Genomic DNA, 17,337 nt, shown 5'->3' on the forward strand with positions numbered 1-17,337 from the left:
GATGGCTCCTTCTGGGGGGTGGTGGCTCAGGCCTCGGGGTCCTCGGCCAGGACGGCGGGTTTGCGCAGCCCCAGCAGCCGGCTCAGCAGCGGGCTCACGGCGATGGCGAGCGCGATCACCAGCAGGACGACGCAGATCGGACGGGTCAGGAAGACGGTGAGGTCGCCTTGCGACAGCTCCAGCGACTCGCGCAGGGAACGCTCCATGAGCGGCCCGAGCACGAGGGTGAGCACGAGGGGCGCCAGGGGGATGTCCAGGCGGCGCAGCACGAGGCCGAGCAGCCCGAAGGCGACCATGACGAACACGTCGAAGACGGAGAAGTTGATCGTGTACGCGCCCACGACCATGAACGTGAGGATCAGCGCGGTCAGCACCGGGTACGGGATGCGCAGGATCGACGTCCACACCCGGACCAGCGGCACGTTGAGCACCAGCAGGATGACGTTGCCGACGAACAGGCTGGCGATGATCCCCCAGGCGACGTCGGCGTGCTCGGCGAACAGGGTCGGCCCCGGCGTCAGCCCCTGCTGCAGGAACGCGCCCATGAGCACGGCGATCGTCGGCGAGGCCGGGATGCCGAGGGTGAACAGGGGCACGAGCGCGCCGTTCGCGTGCGCGTTGTTGGCCGTCTCCGGCCCCGCGACGCCCTCCACCGCGCCCGACCCCAGCTCGGCGCGGTGCTTGCTGAACCTGCGCTCCGCGCCGTAGGCGAGCAGCGAGGAGACCGAGCCGGTCATCCCGGGCACGAGCCCGAGCGCGAAGCCGATGCCGGTGCCCCTGGCGATCGCCGGGACGCTGCGCCGCAGGTCGGCGCGGCCGGGCAGGAGCGCCCGCAGTCCGGGCGCCACCGCCTTGGCGGTGCCGCCCCTGGCCGCCGCGAGGATCTCCGACAGGCCGAAGAGCCCGATGATGACGGCGACGAAGCTGATGCCGTCGAGCAGGCGGTCGCTGCCGAAGGTGAAGCGCGGAGCCCCGGCCACCGGGTCGATGCCGACCATCGAGATCAGCAGGCCGAGCACGCCGGAGATGAGTGCCTTGGTCATCGAGCGGCCCGCGAGCGCGACGAGCAGGGAGATGCCGAGCACCATGAGCGCGAAGAACTCCGGCGGCCCGATCCGCAGGCCCAGGTCGCCGAGCGGCTTGGCGGCGACGACGAGCCCGACCGTGGCGACGGTGCCGCCGACGAACGAGCCGACCGCCGCGATGGTGAGCGCCACTCCCGCGCGGCCCTGCTTGGTCATGGCGTAGCCGTCGATCGTGGTGATCGCGGAGGCGGCCTCGCCCGGCGTGTTGAGCAGGACGCTGGTGATGGTGCCGCCGTACTGGGTGCCGTAGAAGATGGCGGCCAGCATGATGATGGCGCTGGTCGGGTCCAGGTTGAGGGTGAGCGGGATGAGCAGCGCCACCCCGGCGACGGGCCCGATGCCCGGCAGCACCCCGATCAGGGTGCCGAGCAGGCAGCCGATGAACGCGTACAGGAGGTTCTGCGGCGACAGGGCCGTCGCGAGCCCGCCGAGCAGGTCGGACAGGACGTCCATCACAGGCCCCAACCGGCCAGGAGCGGGATCGCCGACGGCGGCAGCTGCACCATCAGCCCCTGGTCGAAGCCGTGGTAGATGCCCACGCTGCCGGCCAGGGAGAGCACGAGCGACAGCACCCAGCTCCGGCCCGCGCGCCACTTGAGGTGGAACATCAGGAACGCGAACACGCTGAGCTGGTAGCCGGCCAGGTCCATGACGGCCGCGAGCACCACCAGGCTGCCGAGCACGGCGGCGGCGTGGCCGACGTCGGTGCGCTCGGCCGGGCCGTCGTCAGCACCTCCGCGGCCGCGCGTCGACTGGACGGCCCAGGACACCGCGAGCAGCCCGAGCGCGATGGCCAGCGCGAACGGGAAGAACCCCGGCCCGGGACCGAACGAGGTCCACAGGCCGAGCCCCAGGGACTCGACGGCGATGTAGAGCGAGAGCACGACGAGGACCGCCTGCGCGCCCGTTCTCAGCCTCGCGCTGGAAGATCGCGTGGCCTGGCCGTGATCCTCAGGGGCGGGCGCGTGCTCGGCGAACGCCTGTTCATGGCTCATGGGGGTGTTGCCGCCTTCCACTCTTTTCACACAGTGAAAAGTCTTTCCATTTCATGACAAGCGTGCTGGGAGGCGTACGGACATGTCAAGGGTTACGCGGAGGTTTCCACCGATGACCGGAAGGTGAAACGGCGCGGTCAGCCCGGAGGGGGATGCGACTATTCATTGAGCGTATAGTTGCGATCATTCGGAGCCGTGGTGAAGGGCCGTTTCCCGCTCGTCGGTCCGTACGGGTCCGCGGTGGCCATGGCGGCCGGGCTGGTGCTGCTGCTGTTCGGCGTGACCCTGGCCGCGACCTGGGTGATCAGGGCGTACGCCCGCCGGGTCGGTCGGCGGGCGCGGTCGGCGGAAGCGCTGCTGGTCGAGGCGGATCCGAGGGCCTGGGCCAGGGCCCTGTCCGTAGTGGGCCTGACGGTGTTCTTCGGCGCGGGGGCCGGAGCCCAGCAGGCGGTCATCGCCGCGCTGCCGATCTGCGCCGTGACGGCCGTCGCGGGAGTCGCGGTGGTGGTCCTGTCCCTCACCGACGTCTACCAGGTGCGGTGGCTCGGCTGGGCGGCCGCCAGGGCCGTGGCCATGGCGGGCATCGGGGTTCTCGCCGCGGTGCTCGTGGCCCTGGCGGCGCGCCCTCTGCTGCGCGGCACGCTCCGCCTGGAGCGGCTGCGCGCCTGAGAGGGGCCGGATCCCCGGGCACCCGCGGCCCGGGGATCCGGCGCGTCAGCGTTCGCTGGAGACCGCGCGGTAGTGCAGGTCCTGCACGTACGGCGTCGAGCTGATCGTGTACGGCGAGACCACCTTCGCCATCGTCGCCGAACTCCTGGTGACCGAGGCCGAAGCCGTGCCCGCCTTCAGCGGGAACGTCTTGGCCGACACCCCCGCGGGCGCGTCGTAGCTCTGCGTCGCACCGCCTACCGTCACCGACACCTTGCCCGCCGCGGTCAGCATGGTCAGCACCTCGACCGTGTCGCGGGCCGCCGTGCTGCCCGCGCGCAGCTTCATCAGCTTGGTCTGCGCGTACGACGGCTCGGCCGCGACCGGCTGGACCCGGTGCGTCAGGTACACCGTGTCATTGGTGATCTTCGGGCAGCCGAGCTTGTAGCAGGTCAGGTAATAGGCGTTGATATCCAGATAAGTCCAGCCCGCGTTCCTGGACGGCGCGAACTGGGTGTTCTCCGAATAGTCGTTCCAGGTCGTCAGCTGCACCCAGTCCGCCTTGCCGTCGATCGCCCCCTTCCAGGTGGCCCGCAGGTTCTCGGTGTTGCCCGCCTCGTCGAACACGCTCTGGTTGGGCCGCTCGTCCTGGACGGACACCGGCTGCATCCAGATCTTGTCCATGCCGTGGGCGCGGTCGATGTTCGTCTTCAGGCCGGCGTTGGCCGCGGGGCTGCGGCTGCCCCAGTTCGAGAAGCCGTAGCTGATGGAGGCGAAGGCGTCGCGGTACTTGTTGAAGTCGACGAACGTGGGCACCAGGGCAACCTTGATGTCGTGCTGCGTCTCCATGGTCTTCATCCAGTCCGACCACCAGGCGGCGGTGCGGCCCTCGGCCTTGAACGGCGCGACGACCAGCCGACCGTCGGCCAGCCGGTAGACCGACTTGGAGGCGGCCAGCTTGGCCATGGCGGCGGCGAAGGCGGCGCTGTCCACCGAGGCCAGGCCGTTCATGTCCGGCATGAGCACGATCTTGAACCCGGGGTCCACGGCCTCGGCCGCCTTGACGAGGTTCTGCGCCCGCGTCCACTGCGCGCTGCTCACGGAGAGGATGTCGACGGTGAAGCCGTCCAGCCCGGCGGCGATCGCCTGCTTCACCTCGGTCTTGAGGTCGGCCAGGGCGTAGTCGCCGGCGATCGGGTCGCGCCCCAGCGGCCGGTCGCGCAGCAGCCCGCCGTAGGCGGCGTGTTTGCCGCTCTCGCCGTCCGGCATGAGGTAGTTCCTGGCGTAGTAGTCGCCGGCCGGGGCCTGGTTGTCCAGGGAGATCGGATACGGGGTGAAGTAGTGCGCGAACACCTTCTTGGCCGAGGCCCGCAGCGCCGCCGTACCGGGCAGGGTGAAGGGCAGCGGCCCATCGGTCTGCCCGCCGCCGGTGCCCTCGGTGTAGGTGACGGCGAGTTTCGGTCCCCGGTTCCCGCTCTCGCGCGAGGACATCAGCACGGTCGTGGTGGCGTCGGTCCCGGTCAGGGCGAACGCGTACGTGCCGTCACCCTGGACCGCCGACGAGACGTCCAGCTTGGCCGTCGCGCCCGCGGTGAAGCCGGTGTGCGAGGCGACGACCGGCGCGTCGAGCGCCGGGCGGCTGGTCCAGGTGGTGGCCGCCTGGCTCCAGGCGCCCGTGACCGGGCGGACGGAGACGGTGGTGTCCGTCGTCCGGGCCGAGACCACCTCCAGCGTGACCTTCACGTCCTCGGCGTCGCTCGGGATGCCGGTGACCTTGAAGCGGGCCAGGGCGGCGCGCTGCCCGGCGGTGGCGCTGCCGCACCCGGTGCCGCACACGCTCAGCCAGGTCGCGGTCGCGAAGCTCTTGGCCGGCTCGGCCTGGCTGACGAACACGTCCTCGGCCGCGGCGAACGTCCTCCCGACGGGGGTGACGGCGGACGCCTGCACCGGGGCCACGGCGGCGGTTGCCAGCGTGGCGATGCCCGCCATCGCCGCCCATAACGACCGATATCGGTTGGCCATGAAACTCCCTTGGCTTACGGTACGGCCCCGCCTCGGCAGGGCCGCCTTGCACGGCCAAGGATGGATCAAGGTCCTGCGTCAGATCACGATTTCCTGATAAATCGGGTTATGCGGCCTCCGGGCTCAGGCCGACTGCGCGGCCTCCCCCACCTCCTGCAGCCTGGGGAACCGATGCTGGCCGGCCAGCAGGTGGCCGATGGCGACGATGCCCACGACCGGCCATTCCACGATCTCCAGCGCTCCCAGCGCGAGAAGGACCGCGTAGAAGATGAGGTGCTCGGACGGCGGCAGGACGACCGTGCCCACCCCGGGCACCACGATCCGCGTACGGCGTGCGTCAACGGGCTTGGCAACCATGATGCCGCTCCTTCGATCGACGACCCGGCCTTCGGCGGCTAGCCGAGGGCCTTCTCCAGCTGCGCCTTGCTCATCTTCGAGCGGCCCTTGATGTCGCGGCGCCTGGCCTCCGCGTAGAGCTGGTCCCGCGTACGGCCGCCCGCTCCGGTGTGCGAGCGCAGCCCGCCGCGCCGGCTTGAGGAGATGTCCTGGGTCGAGGTGCGGCTGGCGGTGCGCGACTCACCGGCCCTGGCGCGTTCCTTGTTCACCGTCCGGGCCGCGATCTCCTTGGCCCGCTTTTCGCTCCCGCCCCGCTGCTTGACGCTTTCCCTGATGTGTTCGTACTGCCGTTCCCGTTTCCGGCTCGATCCCCGAGGCATGTCTTCCCCCTTCCGGCTTTTCCCTGCCCACCTACCCCACGGAAACCCCCGAAACAATCGCTCACCGTTCGCGCGTCAGCAAGCCGTACGAGGCTCTGATCATGGCGACGGCGGCGGCGAGCCAGGTCTCCCCGTCGCCCGGCGCGGTCATCCACCACGTTCCGGTGGAGCGCCCGAGCTCGCCGTGGCGACCGCGACGGACTGGGTGCCGACCACCCACATGAACCAGGTGCCGTTCACCCGCTGACGGTCGCCGGCGCTGATCAGCCGGAGCGGCACGCCGTAGCCGAGCACCACCCAGACCGCCGCGCCGAACGCCGTGAGCGCCGCGGCGACACCGATGCGGCCGGTCGCCAGGATCCGGCTCGCCAGCACGTTCGAGGCCGCCGCGACGGTCAGGCAGGCGAAACCGCCCGCCCCGAGGAGATCGCCCGCCGCCCTCGTGCGCCCGCGCGCCGGCCCCCACCTGTACGCCCGCGTGCGCCCGCGAGCCGGCCGCCATCTGTACGCCGGCGACGGCACCACGAAGCCGGCTCCCGCCAGCGACAACGCCACGAAGCCGGCCACTGCCACCGCCAGCAGCGCCGCGGAGGCCACCCGCGTGCCGCTCCTGTCCAGCGCCTCGGACAAGATCCCGGTGGCCATGACGAACGCGAACGCCTCCGGACGCGGCCGCCGCGCCGAATCCACCCCTGTCACCCCGGTCCCGGTGCCCGGACAATCAGTTGGCCGGACAGCCGACTGCGTCCCCTTCTCCTCCCCGAGACGGGACGCAGTCGGCAGCGAGCCGCTTCTCGACGCGGACCCGGATGGCCCGCAGGAAGCGTCAACGCCGATGTTTGGACATTGTGCCGAGCACAGCACAGGCCGCGCCGCATGCGGCGACGACTATCCCCGTGATGACGTTGTTGACGATCGTGCCACCGCTGGCAGTGTGCGGGGGCAGCACCCACGGGGCGATGATCGTCCAGACACCGATGACCGGCATGACCCACGCCAGTCCGTGTATCCGGCCGTAAGCCGAGGCAATCCCGGCCGCGAGCAGCGCGACAGCGATACCGGTGATCAGATTGTTGACGGTCAGGGGCGTGTGCCCGAAGAATCCCACCACCCATGGCGAGATGGCGAGGTAGAGACCGCTCAGAAAGGCCAGCCCGCTGACGGACTGCCCCGACGGACTCTGCGCAGCCAAATCGTATTGAGCTCGCAGGGCCGCTATGTCGGGGTGCTGACCCATGTCGAGTTTCGGATGGAGCGGACTTTCAGCCATGTCGCACACCACCTTCCTCATGCCGCGTGGAGGTATGGATACGAAACCCCTTCCCCCACGGTCACGCCGACGCGCCCGCCCGGGTCAACATTTGCCCAAATCGCGGCAGGCGGGGGCCGGGCCGGTTACGACGCGTCGTAGCGCACGCGGGAGGCGGCCACGTACTCGCGGTGCCGCTCGGCCCAGGCGATGAGTCCGGCGACCTCGGTGGAGAGCGTCGCGCCGACCGGGGTCAGGGCGTAGTCCACCCGCGGCGGCGAGGTGGGGGTGACGGTGCGCTCCACCAGGCCGTCGCGCTCCAGGCTGCGCAGGGTGAGGGTGAGCATGCGCTGGGAGATGCCCTCGATGGCCCGCCGCAGCTCGGAATAGCGCTTGGGCCCGTCGCCGAGCAGGTGCAGCACCAGCACACTCCACTTGTCCCCGACGCGGTCGAGGATGTCGCGCAGCTGACAGCCCGGGGTGTTCTCGCCGACCGTTTCACGCACATCGATGTGCCTTGCGCGGGTCAAAGTGCCTTCTTCCGCCATGGCGGCATTCTGGACCAGACTCGACGCGCGCACAAGAAGTAACCAGCGCACAGAAAGTGCTGTTGCGATCGCCGCGCGCCCCTCGGCTGCGGGCGGGCCGCCACAGCTTCCACAGAAACGGAGTGATCATCATGCGTGCCATGGCTTTCACCGACTTCGGCGCCGGTCTGGAGGCCACCGAGCTGCCCGTGCCGGAACCGGGTCCTGGCGAGGTGCTGGTCCGGGTGCTGGCCTCCTCGGTCAACGGCTTCGACCTGGGCGTGCTCGGCGGTCATCTCAAGGACGTGCTCGACCACGAGTTCCCGGTCGTCCTCGGCAAGGACTTCGCCGGCACCGTGGCGGCCGTCGGCGACGGCGTGACCGGCCTGGCGCCGGGCGAGGACGTGTTCGGCGTGGTCATGCGCCCGTCCCTGGGCCAGGGCGGCTTCGCCGAGTACGTGGTGGTGAGCGGGCAGTACGGCCTGGCCAGGATCCCTGAAGGGCTCGGCCACCCGCGCGCGGGTGTGCTGGGCCTGGCCGGGACCGCCGCGCTCAACGCCGTCGACGCCGTCGCCCCGCAGCCGGGGGAGACCGTCCTGATCTCGGGCGCGACCGGCGGCGTGGGCGCCTTCGCCGTCCAACTGGCCGCCGCGCGCGGCGCCAGGGTGATCGCCACCGCCCGGCCCGGAGCCGAGGCCGCCTTCGTCACCGGCCTGGGCGCCGCCTGGGCCGTCGACCCCGCGGACCTGCCGGCGCGGGTACGCGCGATCGCGCCGGGCGGGGTGGATGCCGCGCTGCACCTGGCCGGCGACGGCCCGGCGGTCGCCGCCCTGCTGGCCGACGGCGGGCGGCTGGCCTCGACCCTGCAGTACGCGCCCGACGACGTCAAGGCCACGGCGGTGATGGCCGACCCTAACCCGGACACCCTGGCCAGGCTCGCCGCCGACGCGGCCGAGGGGCGCCTGCGCGTACCGGTGGCCCGCACCTACCCGCTGGCCGAGGCGCCGCGCGCGATCATCGACTTCACCGCCGGAACCGTCGGCAAACTCGCCGTCCTGATCTGAGCAGACGCCCTCGACCACGGCTCAGGGACGGGATGGGACGGGACAGGGCGGGCAGGGAGGCCGGCTGCGTGCCCGCGCTGCCGGCCTTCCCGGCGATGAACCTTTCACCGGGAACTCGCCGCTGACCTGCCCGGAGGCGGGCCGTCGGGGGCCGCGCGAACGATCTCGTTGACGATCGTTCATGACGTCGAGTCAACTGGTGCGCGCGCCCCCTCGCCGACCGCCTCGCCCCCTTCGCCGCCCCCTTCGCCGCCCCCAAGATCGGACTCTCATGAGGACACGACTGCTGCTGAGCGCGCTCATCGTCGCCCTGGTCACGGCGATCACGCCGCGGGCCGAGGCGGCGCGGGGCGACGGCTCCCCCACCGACCCCAACCTCTCCTTCACCGGGCGCTGGGACGCCTCCGTCTCCACCGCGTACGTGCCGTACTGGGCGGGCGCCTACCTCACCACCGGCTTCACCGGCAGGACGGTCAAGCTGAGCCAGCGCAACACCATCGACCTGTACTACAGCATCGACGGCGGCGCCTGGGCCTACATCCAGAACGTCCGCGGCACGGTCAACCTCACCCCGGCGCCGCTGGCCGCGGGAAACCACACCTTACGCGTCTCCTACCGGGTCGTCGCCGGGTCCTACCACGGTGACGCCGTCTTCCAGGGCCTCGTGCTCGACCCGGGGGCCACGACGTACGCGATCGCGGCCCCGCCCAAGCTGATCGAGTTCGTCGGCGACTCCATCACCGTCGGGACGACCACCTCCAAGAACGCCCTGACCGCCTACGGCTGGCTCATCGGCGAGCGCCTCGGGGCCAGGCACACCCAGGTCGCCCAGGGCGGCGCCTGCCTGGTGGCGACCGCGGACGGCTGCGTCGGCCTGGAGGCCCGCTTCCCCAAGCTCAACCCCAACGCCGACACCCCGAGCTGGGACTTCTCCCGCTACCAGGCCAACGCGGTCGTGATCAACCTGGGCACCAACGACGTGGGGCACGGCGTGAGCACCACCACCTTCCAGACCTCCTACACCCACCTGCTGCAGGAGGTCAGGGCGGCGTACCCGGGGGCGGCGGTCTTCGCGCTGGAGACCTTCACCCGGCGGTACGCCGCGCAGACGCGGGCCGCGGTCGCCGCCCGCAACTCCGCGGGCGACGCCAACGTCTACTACGTCCCCACCGAGGGCTGGCTGACCAGCGCGAACATGTCCGACAACGTCCACCCGAACGACAGCGGCCACGTGGTCATCGCCGATCGCCTGGCACCGATCATCAGCGCCAGGCTCTGAGCCCGCGCGGCAGCTCAGCCGTCGAAGCTGGCGTAGTAGGCGGCGGCCATGTCCTCGTCGCCGTGGCCCTGGGCGGCGGCCCGGTCCAGCCGTTCTGCGCCGGCGGCGGCGCCGTCGAGGCGGACGCCGTGCCGCCGCCCCGCCTCGACGATCAGGCGGGCGTCCTTGGCGGCGGTGGTGACGGCGAAGCTGGGCGGCGTGAGGCGGTCCTCCAGGATCAGGCCGGTCTTGGCACGCAGGTAGCCCATGTCCAGGGGGCCGCCGCCGACGGCGTCGAAGAAGCCCTGCGGGTCCACGCCCAGCGCCTTGGCCAGGGCCAGGACCTCGCCGGCCGCGTTGTTGACCGCGAGGACCCAGCTGTTGGCCACGAGCTTGAGCCGGGTGGCGCCGGCGGCCGCGCCGTCCTCGCCGGTCCACACGGTGCGCGCCCCGACGGCGTCGAACACCGGCGTCACCGCCTGCCTGCCCGCGCCGGGTCCCGCCGCCAGGACGAGCAGCTGCCCGGCCTCGGCGGGCTGGCGGGTGCCGAGCACGGGCGCGTCGTAGAAGACCAGCCCGTGCTCGCGGGCGAACGCCGCCAGCTCGCCGACCGCGTCGAGGCCCGCGGTGGTCGACTGCACCCACGCGACGCCGGGGCGCAGGGCGGGCGCGGCCTGCCGCATCACCTCCAGCACGGCGGGGCCGTCGTAGAGCATGGTGAGCACGACGTCGGCGCCGCGTACCGCGTCGGCGGGCGTGTCGGCGACGTGCGCCCCCTCGGCGGCCAGCGGTTCGGCCTTGTCCCGGCTGCGGTTCCAGGCGCGTACGGCATGCCCCGCGCGGGCGAGGTTGCGGGCCATCGCGGCGCCCATGATCCCGGTGCCCAGAACGCTCACGGTGAGGTTGTCGGTCATGACGTCGGCCTCCTGTCTGGTCGTACGACGCTGTCCAGACCCTTCCCGACGCCGGCCAAGCGCCGGTAATGGCCCCATGACAGGTGGTCCTTCCCCCGACGTCGTCGCCATCGCCACGTGCCCTTCACACCCCGGCTCGTTCGGGAGGATCGACCGGCCGCGCCCCCTTGGAGCCGTCCGCCGAAGCGCGGGGCTATCGCGGGCGGTGCCAGCGCAGCCAGGCGGCCTGGCCGCCGTCGACGAGGAGGTCGGTGCCGGTGATGTAGAGCGATCCCGGACCGGTCAGGAACGCCACCACCTCGGCGATCTCGGCGGGCGTGCCGGTGCGGCCGGCGCCGCAGGCGTCGAGCATCGCCATCATGTGGTCGCCGGAGGCCGACTCCGCCTCGGCCTTGGCCATCGCGGTGGAGATCACCCCGGGGCTGACGGTGTTGACGCGGGCGCCGCGCCGGTTCCACGCCAGGGCCGCGGCCTGGGCACGGACCTGGTTGCCGCGTTTGGCGAGGATGTACGCCGCCACCGGGTCGTCCCCCACCGAGGCGATCACGTCGAGGGAGAGCAGGTCGCCGCTGGGCACCGTGGCGAGGGCCCGCTCGTCCTCGGGGCTCAGGCTCGCGTAGTGGCCGGCCATGCTGGCCACGCAGACCAGCGAGGTGCCCCGCGTGGCCACCGGCTCGAACGCGTCGATGACGTGCGCGGTGCCGGCCAGGTCCACCTCCATGATCTTCCGCACCGTCGAGGTGGCCGCGGAGACGCCGGCGGTGTGGACGACCGCGCCGATGCGCCCCTCCGCCGCCGCGGCGACGGCGAGCTCGGCCACCGACCGGGCGTCGGAGACGTCGGTGAGCTGCCCCTTGGCGTCGTACCCCTCGGCGCGCAGGCCGGCGACGGCCCGCTCCAGGGCGTCGGGGAAGGCGTCGGCCAGGATGAGCGTGCGGCCGCTGCCGATGCGCCGGGCGACGGCCGTGCCCATGCCGCCCGCGCCGGTGACCACCACGACGTCGGTTCCGGTCATTGCTGCTCCTCGGGTGAGGTGGAGATGGCCTGCCGCCCCGGGCGGACCGCCGACGCGCTTGCGACCACGGCCCGGTTCACCGCTCCACCAGGCGGATCGCGGCGGCCGGGCAGACCGCCGCCGCCTCGCGTACCTGGTCGTGATGGTCCGGGCCGGGCTCGGCGTCCAGGACGACGGCCACACCGTCGTCCTCGCGCTGGTCGAAGACGTCGGGGGCGACCATCGCGCACTGCCCGGCGGCCACGCACCTGGGTTCGTCGAACTCCACTCGCATCGTCATCTCCCTCACCACGTGACCGGCAGCGACCTGAGCCCGTACGCGACGCCTTCCATCGCGAACTCGACCTGCTCGAACGGCACCGCCAGAGCGAGGGTCGGCACCCGCCGGTAGAGGGTGCCGTAGACGACCTGCAGCTCCACCCGGGCCAGTGACTGGCCCAGGCACTGGTGGGCGCCGTAGCCGAAGGCGTGATGCTGGCGGGCGGGCCGGGTCAGGTCGAGGCGGTCGGGGCCGGGGAACTCCGCGCCGTCCCAGTTCGCGCCACCCAGGTCGAAGATGACGCCGTCGCCGGCTTTGATGACCTTGCCGTGCAGCTCGATGTCCTCGTTCGCGATGCGCCGGATTCCGCTGTGCACGATGGTCAGATAGCGCAGCAGCTCCTCGACGGCGCCCGCCACGAACTTCGGGTCGTCGCCGTTCTCCCGCAGCAGGGCCAGTTGGTCCGGGTTCCGCAGCAGCGCGAGCGTGCCCAGCGAGATCATGTTGGCGCTGGTCTCGTGGCCGGCGATGAGGATGGCGTTGGCCATGGTGATGGCCTCCACCCGGGTCATCTCCCCCGCCTTGACCCGGCCGGCCATCTCGGACAGCACGTCGTCGCCCGGCTCGGCCGTCTTCCTGTCGAACAGGGCGCTGAGGTATCCGCCCAGGATCCGGCCGGCCTCCTGCGCCTGCTCGGGCGTCGACTCGTGGCTGACCAGCGTGTGGCTGTTGGTCTGGAACAGCTCGTGATCCTCGTACGGCGCGCCGAGGATCTCGGTGATGACCACGGTCGGCACCGGAAGCCCGAGCGCCTGGACGAGGTCGGCCGGGTTCGGCCCGGCGAGCAGGTCGTCGATGAGGCCGTCGAGGACCTGCTGGATGCGGGGCCGCAGCGCCTCGACCCGTTTGACCATGAACGGCGCGTTGACGGTGCGGCGCAGGCGGGTGTGCTCCGGCGGGTCCGTGTTGGTGATCAGCGCCGGGTGGTGCGGGGCGGACGCCGCGCGGCTGCGGGTCATGTGCGGGTAGCCGGGCCGCTTCTCGTCGATGCTCAGGCGCGGGTCGTTGAGCAGCGCCCGCTGGTCGGCGTGCCGGGTGATGAACCACGGCGTGCTGCCGTCCCAGATGCGCACCTTCCCCACCGGGTCCTCCCGGGTCATGGCGCGCACCGCGGGGGCGGGCGCGAAGGGACAGGCCGGCTCCCGGGTCATCGGGTAGTCGGGCAAGGGGGTCGTTCCAGGCATGGGTCTCCTCAAGGGATCGTCGCCACGGTCCCGTAGAAGGGATCACCCTGGTGGCGCGAAGACGATGAACCCATGCAAACAGGCCAACCTGACGCGGCCCGGACAGTAACCTGACAAAAGCCGGACGTGACGCAGGTCACATCCGTCCGGCTTCTCCCAGCCAGTAACCGAAGCCGCGCCTGGTGTGGATCAGGGCCGGCGCGGTCTCGTCGACCTTCTGGCGCAGCCGCGACACCAGCCGCTCGATGGCGTTGACGCCCCTGGGCTCGTCCCACACGTGCAGGGCGAGCTGCTCCTTGGACAGGACGCAACCGGTGTTGAGCAGCAGGAGTCGAAGCAGCCGGTACTCGGCCGGGGTGACCTCCAGCCGCCGCTCGCCTCGCCACGCCTGGTAGACGATCTCGTCCAGGACGAGGTCGCCGTGCCGCAGCACGCACGGCCGCGGCGACGCCTGCCTGCCCCGCAGCAGCACCCGCACCCGAGCGAGGAGCTCGGCGTCCCGGCAGGGCTTGGTGACGTAGTCCTCCACCTCGATGCCCACCTCGGGCAGCAGCGGCTCCAGCGCGTCGCAGGTGATCATGCAGATGATGGGCGGCCGCGCCACGAGGCGGGGCCGGTCGCGGGCGAGGTCGTGCAGGTCCGGAATGTCGACGTCGACGAGCAGCAGGTCGAAGTGCCGGTCACCGAGCTCGGCCATCGCGGCGGCACCGGTCCCCACCGACGTGACGTGGTAGCCGGCCGCCCCGAGCCGCGTGGCGAGCGATTCGCGGGACTCCGGGTCCGGAACGATCAGGAGCAGGCGGTGGCCAGGCGGGGGCGACTCCCGCTCCCTGACCTCGCCGTACGCGTGAAGGCTCTCTCCTCGGAACGACATCACCCTCCCCAGGTCGGCGGGGCCCCCGCCCCCGGACAGGTTACGCCCTTGCGCGCTCCGCCGTTGGTAGCATGCAAACGCGCGTTAGCAACGCGCGTTACCAGCGTACGAGACGAAAGGATCATCGATGTCCGACGACGTTCGGCTGACCCTGGACGAGATCCAGATCCGCGACCCGTTCATCCTCAACGACCGCTCGACGTCGGCCTACTGGCTCTACGGCAGCACTGACAGGAACGTCTGGTCCGGCCCCGGCACGGGTTTCGACGCCTACCGCAGCTCGGACCTGCGCACCTGGGAAGGCCCGTTCGAGGCGTTCCGCCCGCCCGCGGGCTTCTGGAGCGAGGGCATGTACTGGGCGCCCGAGGTGCATGAGCACCGGGGCCGATGGTTCATGTTCGCCACCTTCACCGCTCCGGACGGCTACCGCGGGACCCAGGTGCTCGTGGCGGACGCCCCGCGGGGCCCGTTCACGCCGTGGAGCGACGGCGCGATCACCCCGCGGAAGTGGCAGTGCCTCGACGGCAGCCTCTTCGCCGACGACGCGGGCGAGCCCTGGCTCGTCTTCTGCCAGGAGTGGACGCAGATCCACGACGGAGCGATCTGGGCCCAGCGCCTCACCGGCGACCTGCGCGAACCGGCCGGCACCCCCGTCTTCCTCTTCAACGCGTCCGACGCCCCGTGGGCCAGGCCGCTCCCCGTGGCCGGCAGGCTGCCCGCCTATGTCACCGACGGCCCGTTCCTCTTCCGCCTCACCAGCGGGCACCTGCTCATGGTCTGGTCCAGCTTCGGAGAGCAGGGCTATGCGATGGGCGTCGCCCACTCGTCGTCCGGACAGGTGACCGGGCCCTGGACGCAGGAGGAGCGGGCGCTGTGGTCCGCGGACGGCGGGCACGGCATGATCGTACGGCTCCGCGGCGGCCGGCTCGCGCTCACCCTGCACCAGCCGAACACCACTCCCGACGAGCGGGCGATCATCCACCCGCTCGTCGAGCACGAGCTCACCGTCACTCTCACCGAGAGACCAGACCATTGATTACACGCGTAACCCGGCCGAGCCCTACCATGGGACACGACATTCCCGTGTGACGAGAGGACCGCATGCCGTCGCCCGCCAAGCGGATCACCAGCACGGACGTCGCCCGCGCCGCCGGCGTCTCCCGCGCCACCGTGAGCTTCGTGCTCAACGACAAGCCCGGGATGAGGATCACCGAGGAGACCCGGCGCCGCGTCCTGGAGGCCGCCCGGTCCCTGGACTACCGCCCGCACGCCTCCGCCCGCTCCCTGGCCGCCGGCCGCAGCGACGTTGTGCTCCTGGCCATCCCCGACCTGCCCATCGGAGCGGGCATCAGCCGCTTCGTCGAAGAGCTGGCCACCGCCCTGGCGGCCTACGGCCTGACGCTGGTCACCCACCTCGCGGCCGCGCAGGGCCGGCCGCTGCCCGACGTGTGCGCGGCCGTCGACGCCTCCGTGGTCGTCGGCTTCTACGCCTTCGACCAGGACACCGTCCAGGCCCTGCACCGCGCCGGCGCCGACCTCGTGCTCCCCTCAGGGACCGAGGACGCCTCCCCCATGCGCCACATCGGCCGCCTGCAGGCCGAACACCTCATCGACCGCGGCCATCGGCGCCTGGGATACGCGCTGCCCGGCCACCCCGCCTTCCGGCCGATGGCCGAAGAACGCCTCCAAGGCGTCACCGAGGCCTGCGCGCAGGCCGGACTCGAACCTCCCGTGACGCTGACCGTGCACCTGGAGATCCCCAGCGCGGCGCAGGCCGTCACCGGCTGGCGCGAGCAGGGGGTGACCGGCGTGTGCGCCTTCAACGACGAAACCGCCGTCGCCGTGCTCGCCGGCCTGCACGAGCACGGCCTCGCCATCCCCGCCGACCTGGCCGTCATCGGCGCCGACGACATCCCCACCGCGCGGCTGGCGACCCCGCCGCTCACCACCGTCTGCTACGACCTGCACGACGTGGCACACCACCGCGCCGGCGCGATCGTCGCCGGCCTGGCCGGCCAGCCCACCCACCACACCGACGCCTCGGCCAACCCCCGGGTCATCCAGCGGTCGTCCACCTGAGCCCCCGGCTCTCGGCCCCGAGCGCCGCGCCCACCTCGGCGAGCAGGGCGGCGTCCCAAGACGAGCCGAGTGCCGCCGCCGCGGGCGCGCCGTGCGCCGGTCAGTCGAAGTCCTCGATGCGCCATTCGTCGTGCCAGTCCAGGTACGGCAGGTCACCGTCGAACCGGACCGGCAGCCAGACGTAGTCGGCCCTGGAGGTGTCGGGGTCCATGAGGCTGCGCCGCAGCTCCGCCTCGGCCGGGGCGCGGCCCTCCGTGGGCGCCGCGATGTGCTCCAGGGCCTTGGCGGACACCTCGGCGGGCACGTCGGGCAGCCACCGGTCGGCCAGGGCGATGTAGAGGTCCTTCTTGTGCGGGTGCTTGAAGACCGACGAGATCTGCGACCGGTAGGAGGTGCCGGTGGCGTCGCCCGGGTGCGGGTCGCCCAGCACGGTCCAGGGCCCGTGATAGGTGTCGGCGACGGCGACCTCGCTCGGGTTGGGCAGGTAGCCCGAGGTGCCCGAGGTGAACAGGTAGTGCTTGGCGCCGCGCCGGAAGTAGGCCGGGGCCTCGCGGACGTACGGCGGGTGGGGGCGGGGGAAGTGGGTGGAGTAGTGGCCGCTCACGTCGGTGTGGTCAGCGGTCAGGTCGGCGCAGATGAGCTCGCTGTGGACGCGCTCGAAGTAGTAGTAGCCCTTGCCGTCGTGCGGATCCACGACGAGATCGAAGTCCCCCGCGCTCATGCCGAGCGGCCGCAGGCCGGTGCGCACGATCCGGTACGGCCCGTCGACGGCGTCGGCGACCAGCACGGTGGACTCCTGGAACGCACCCATGATCTTGAGCCAGCAGACGAACCGCCCGCTCCGCCGGTCGTGGATGATGTGCGGCCGGTCGACCTGTCTGGCCGGGTGCAGGGGGCTGGCGGGGTCGTCCGGCTCGGGCGGGATGATCAGGCCCCGGTCCTCCCAGTTGTACAGGTCGCGGGAGGCGTAGAGGCGGATGCCCCAGTGCCAGATGCCGCTGCCCGGGGTGGTCCTCTCCTTGTTCTCGCCGTACCAGTAGAACGTGCCGTCGACGTACAGGATGGATCCGCCGTGCGCCTGGATGCGCTCGCCTTTGGTGTCGAGCCAGGGGCGGCCCGGGCGGAAGCGGGTGTGGAGGTCGGGCACGTACCGGGTCCTTCCGTCGCGTTTACGCGCGTAACCAACGCGCGTAACCACGTTAACAGCAAGCCTCACCGAGGCAGCAAGACGTGCAGCCGTAACGAGTCCGCAACAACGCCTCCGACCAGGAGGACATGACGGCCATCAGGTCCACACCCCCTCGCCGACTACATTGGGTTATCATTCGAATGCCAAGGGTAGTTGTATGGTCGTTGACCTCCCCATCGACGAGTCCCCCGGCGGACCC

Annotated in this window: 19 protein-coding genes; 5 read left to right on the forward strand and 14 right to left on the reverse strand. The window is 71.7% G+C overall.

Features of this window, described 5'->3' with window-relative positions:
• Positions 1-26: 26 nt before the first annotated feature.
• Complete coding sequence (locus tag ABZS69_RS12215; RefSeq protein ID WP_355370075.1) at positions 27-1,538, reverse strand: tripartite tricarboxylate transporter permease; 1,512 nt, start codon at positions 1,536-1,538, stop codon at positions 27-29.
• Entirely contained in the window at positions 1,538-2,080 is a 543-nt protein-coding gene (locus ABZS69_RS12220; RefSeq protein WP_355370077.1) for a tripartite tricarboxylate transporter TctB family protein, read from the reverse strand. The genes ABZS69_RS12215 and ABZS69_RS12220 overlap by 1 nt, the downstream gene beginning before the upstream one ends.
• Before the next feature lie 195 nt (positions 2,081-2,275).
• Here ABZS69_RS12220 and ABZS69_RS12225 point away from each other — a divergent pair, with 195 nt between their 5' ends.
• The gene (locus ABZS69_RS12225; RefSeq protein ID WP_355370079.1) at positions 2,276-2,749 is read left to right on the forward strand and encodes a hypothetical protein; all 474 of its coding nucleotides are present in this window, start codon (positions 2,276-2,278) and stop codon (positions 2,747-2,749) included.
• A 45-nt stretch (positions 2,750-2,794) separates the two neighbouring features.
• Here the strand turns inward: ABZS69_RS12225 and ABZS69_RS12230 are convergent, their stop codons facing one another.
• The 6 genes from ABZS69_RS12230 to ABZS69_RS12255 all read right to left on the reverse strand — a co-directional run bounded on the left by ABZS69_RS12230 (position 2,795) and on the right by ABZS69_RS12255 (position 7,221).
• Entirely contained in the window at positions 2,795-4,750 is a 1,956-nt protein-coding gene (locus ABZS69_RS12230) for an endo-1,3-alpha-glucanase family glycosylhydrolase (RefSeq protein WP_355370081.1), read from the reverse strand.
• Positions 4,751-4,873: 123 nt separating this feature from the next.
• Positions 4,874-5,107: a hypothetical protein gene (locus ABZS69_RS12235; protein ID WP_355370083.1), complete on the reverse strand. Its 234-nt coding sequence runs from the start codon at positions 5,105-5,107 to the stop codon at positions 4,874-4,876.
• Positions 5,108-5,145: 38 nt separating this feature from the next.
• On the reverse strand, positions 5,146-5,466 hold the full coding sequence (locus ABZS69_RS12240; RefSeq protein ID WP_355370085.1) for a plasmid stabilization protein: 321 nt from the start codon (positions 5,464-5,466) through the stop codon (positions 5,146-5,148).
• 147 nt (positions 5,467-5,613) lie between these two features.
• Complete coding sequence (locus tag ABZS69_RS12245; protein ID WP_355370087.1) at positions 5,614-6,156, reverse strand: hypothetical protein; 543 nt, start codon at positions 6,154-6,156, stop codon at positions 5,614-5,616.
• Positions 6,157-6,292: 136 nt separating this feature from the next.
• On the reverse strand, positions 6,293-6,757 hold the full coding sequence (locus ABZS69_RS12250; protein WP_355370089.1) for an SPW repeat protein: 465 nt from the start codon (positions 6,755-6,757) through the stop codon (positions 6,293-6,295).
• 104 nt (positions 6,758-6,861) lie between these two features.
• Positions 6,862-7,221, reverse strand: a complete 360-nt coding sequence (locus ABZS69_RS12255) for a helix-turn-helix domain-containing protein (RefSeq protein WP_355370091.1) — start codon at positions 7,219-7,221, stop codon at positions 6,862-6,864.
• 182 nt (positions 7,222-7,403) lie between these two features.
• On the opposite strand from ABZS69_RS12255, the gene ABZS69_RS12260 reads away from it, so the two are divergent.
• The gene (locus ABZS69_RS12260) at positions 7,404-8,306 is read left to right on the forward strand and encodes an NADP-dependent oxidoreductase (protein ID WP_355370093.1); all 903 of its coding nucleotides are present in this window, start codon (positions 7,404-7,406) and stop codon (positions 8,304-8,306) included.
• Between the two features lie 271 nt (positions 8,307-8,577).
• On the forward strand, positions 8,578-9,585 hold the full coding sequence (locus ABZS69_RS12265) for a GDSL-type esterase/lipase family protein (protein ID WP_355370095.1): 1,008 nt from the start codon (positions 8,578-8,580) through the stop codon (positions 9,583-9,585).
• Positions 9,586-9,599: 14 nt separating this feature from the next.
• On the opposite strand, the gene ABZS69_RS12270 is transcribed toward ABZS69_RS12265, so the two are convergent.
• The 5 genes from ABZS69_RS12270 to ABZS69_RS12290 all read right to left on the reverse strand — a co-directional run bounded on the left by ABZS69_RS12270 (position 9,600) and on the right by ABZS69_RS12290 (position 13,870).
• On the reverse strand, positions 9,600-10,478 hold the full coding sequence (locus ABZS69_RS12270) for an NAD(P)-dependent oxidoreductase (RefSeq protein WP_355370097.1): 879 nt from the start codon (positions 10,476-10,478) through the stop codon (positions 9,600-9,602).
• 193 nt (positions 10,479-10,671) lie between these two features.
• Positions 10,672-11,493 (reverse strand): SDR family oxidoreductase, encoded by an 822-nt coding sequence (locus ABZS69_RS12275; protein ID WP_355370099.1) that lies wholly within the window; start codon positions 11,491-11,493, stop codon positions 10,672-10,674.
• 76 nt (positions 11,494-11,569) lie between these two features.
• Complete coding sequence (locus ABZS69_RS12280; RefSeq protein WP_355370656.1) at positions 11,570-11,767, reverse strand: ferredoxin; 198 nt, start codon at positions 11,765-11,767, stop codon at positions 11,570-11,572.
• Positions 11,768-11,778: 11 nt separating this feature from the next.
• The gene (locus ABZS69_RS12285) at positions 11,779-12,996 is read right to left on the reverse strand and encodes a cytochrome P450 (protein ID WP_355370101.1); all 1,218 of its coding nucleotides are present in this window, start codon (positions 12,994-12,996) and stop codon (positions 11,779-11,781) included.
• A 136-nt stretch (positions 12,997-13,132) separates the two neighbouring features.
• On the reverse strand, positions 13,133-13,870 hold the full coding sequence (locus tag ABZS69_RS12290) for a response regulator transcription factor (RefSeq protein WP_355370103.1): 738 nt from the start codon (positions 13,868-13,870) through the stop codon (positions 13,133-13,135).
• A gap of 127 nt (positions 13,871-13,997) precedes the next feature.
• Here ABZS69_RS12290 and ABZS69_RS12295 point away from each other — a divergent pair, with 127 nt between their 5' ends.
• A complete protein-coding gene (locus ABZS69_RS12295) occupies positions 13,998-14,906 on the forward strand; it encodes a glycoside hydrolase family 43 protein (RefSeq protein WP_355370105.1) in 909 nt (302 codons plus the stop codon).
• 65 nt (positions 14,907-14,971) lie between these two features.
• The gene (locus ABZS69_RS12300; protein ID WP_355370107.1) at positions 14,972-15,949 is read left to right on the forward strand and encodes a LacI family DNA-binding transcriptional regulator; all 978 of its coding nucleotides are present in this window, start codon (positions 14,972-14,974) and stop codon (positions 15,947-15,949) included.
• Between the two features lie 100 nt (positions 15,950-16,049).
• Here the strand turns inward: ABZS69_RS12300 and ABZS69_RS12305 are convergent, their stop codons facing one another.
• A complete protein-coding gene (locus tag ABZS69_RS12305) occupies positions 16,050-17,096 on the reverse strand; it encodes a family 43 glycosylhydrolase (RefSeq protein ID WP_355370109.1) in 1,047 nt (348 codons plus the stop codon).
• Positions 17,097-17,337: the final 241 nt, after the last annotated feature.

The organism is Nonomuraea sp. NPDC005650, from assembly GCF_040605375.1.
In the GTDB taxonomy this organism is placed as follows: Bacteria; Actinomycetota; Actinomycetes; order Streptosporangiales; family Streptosporangiaceae; genus Nonomuraea.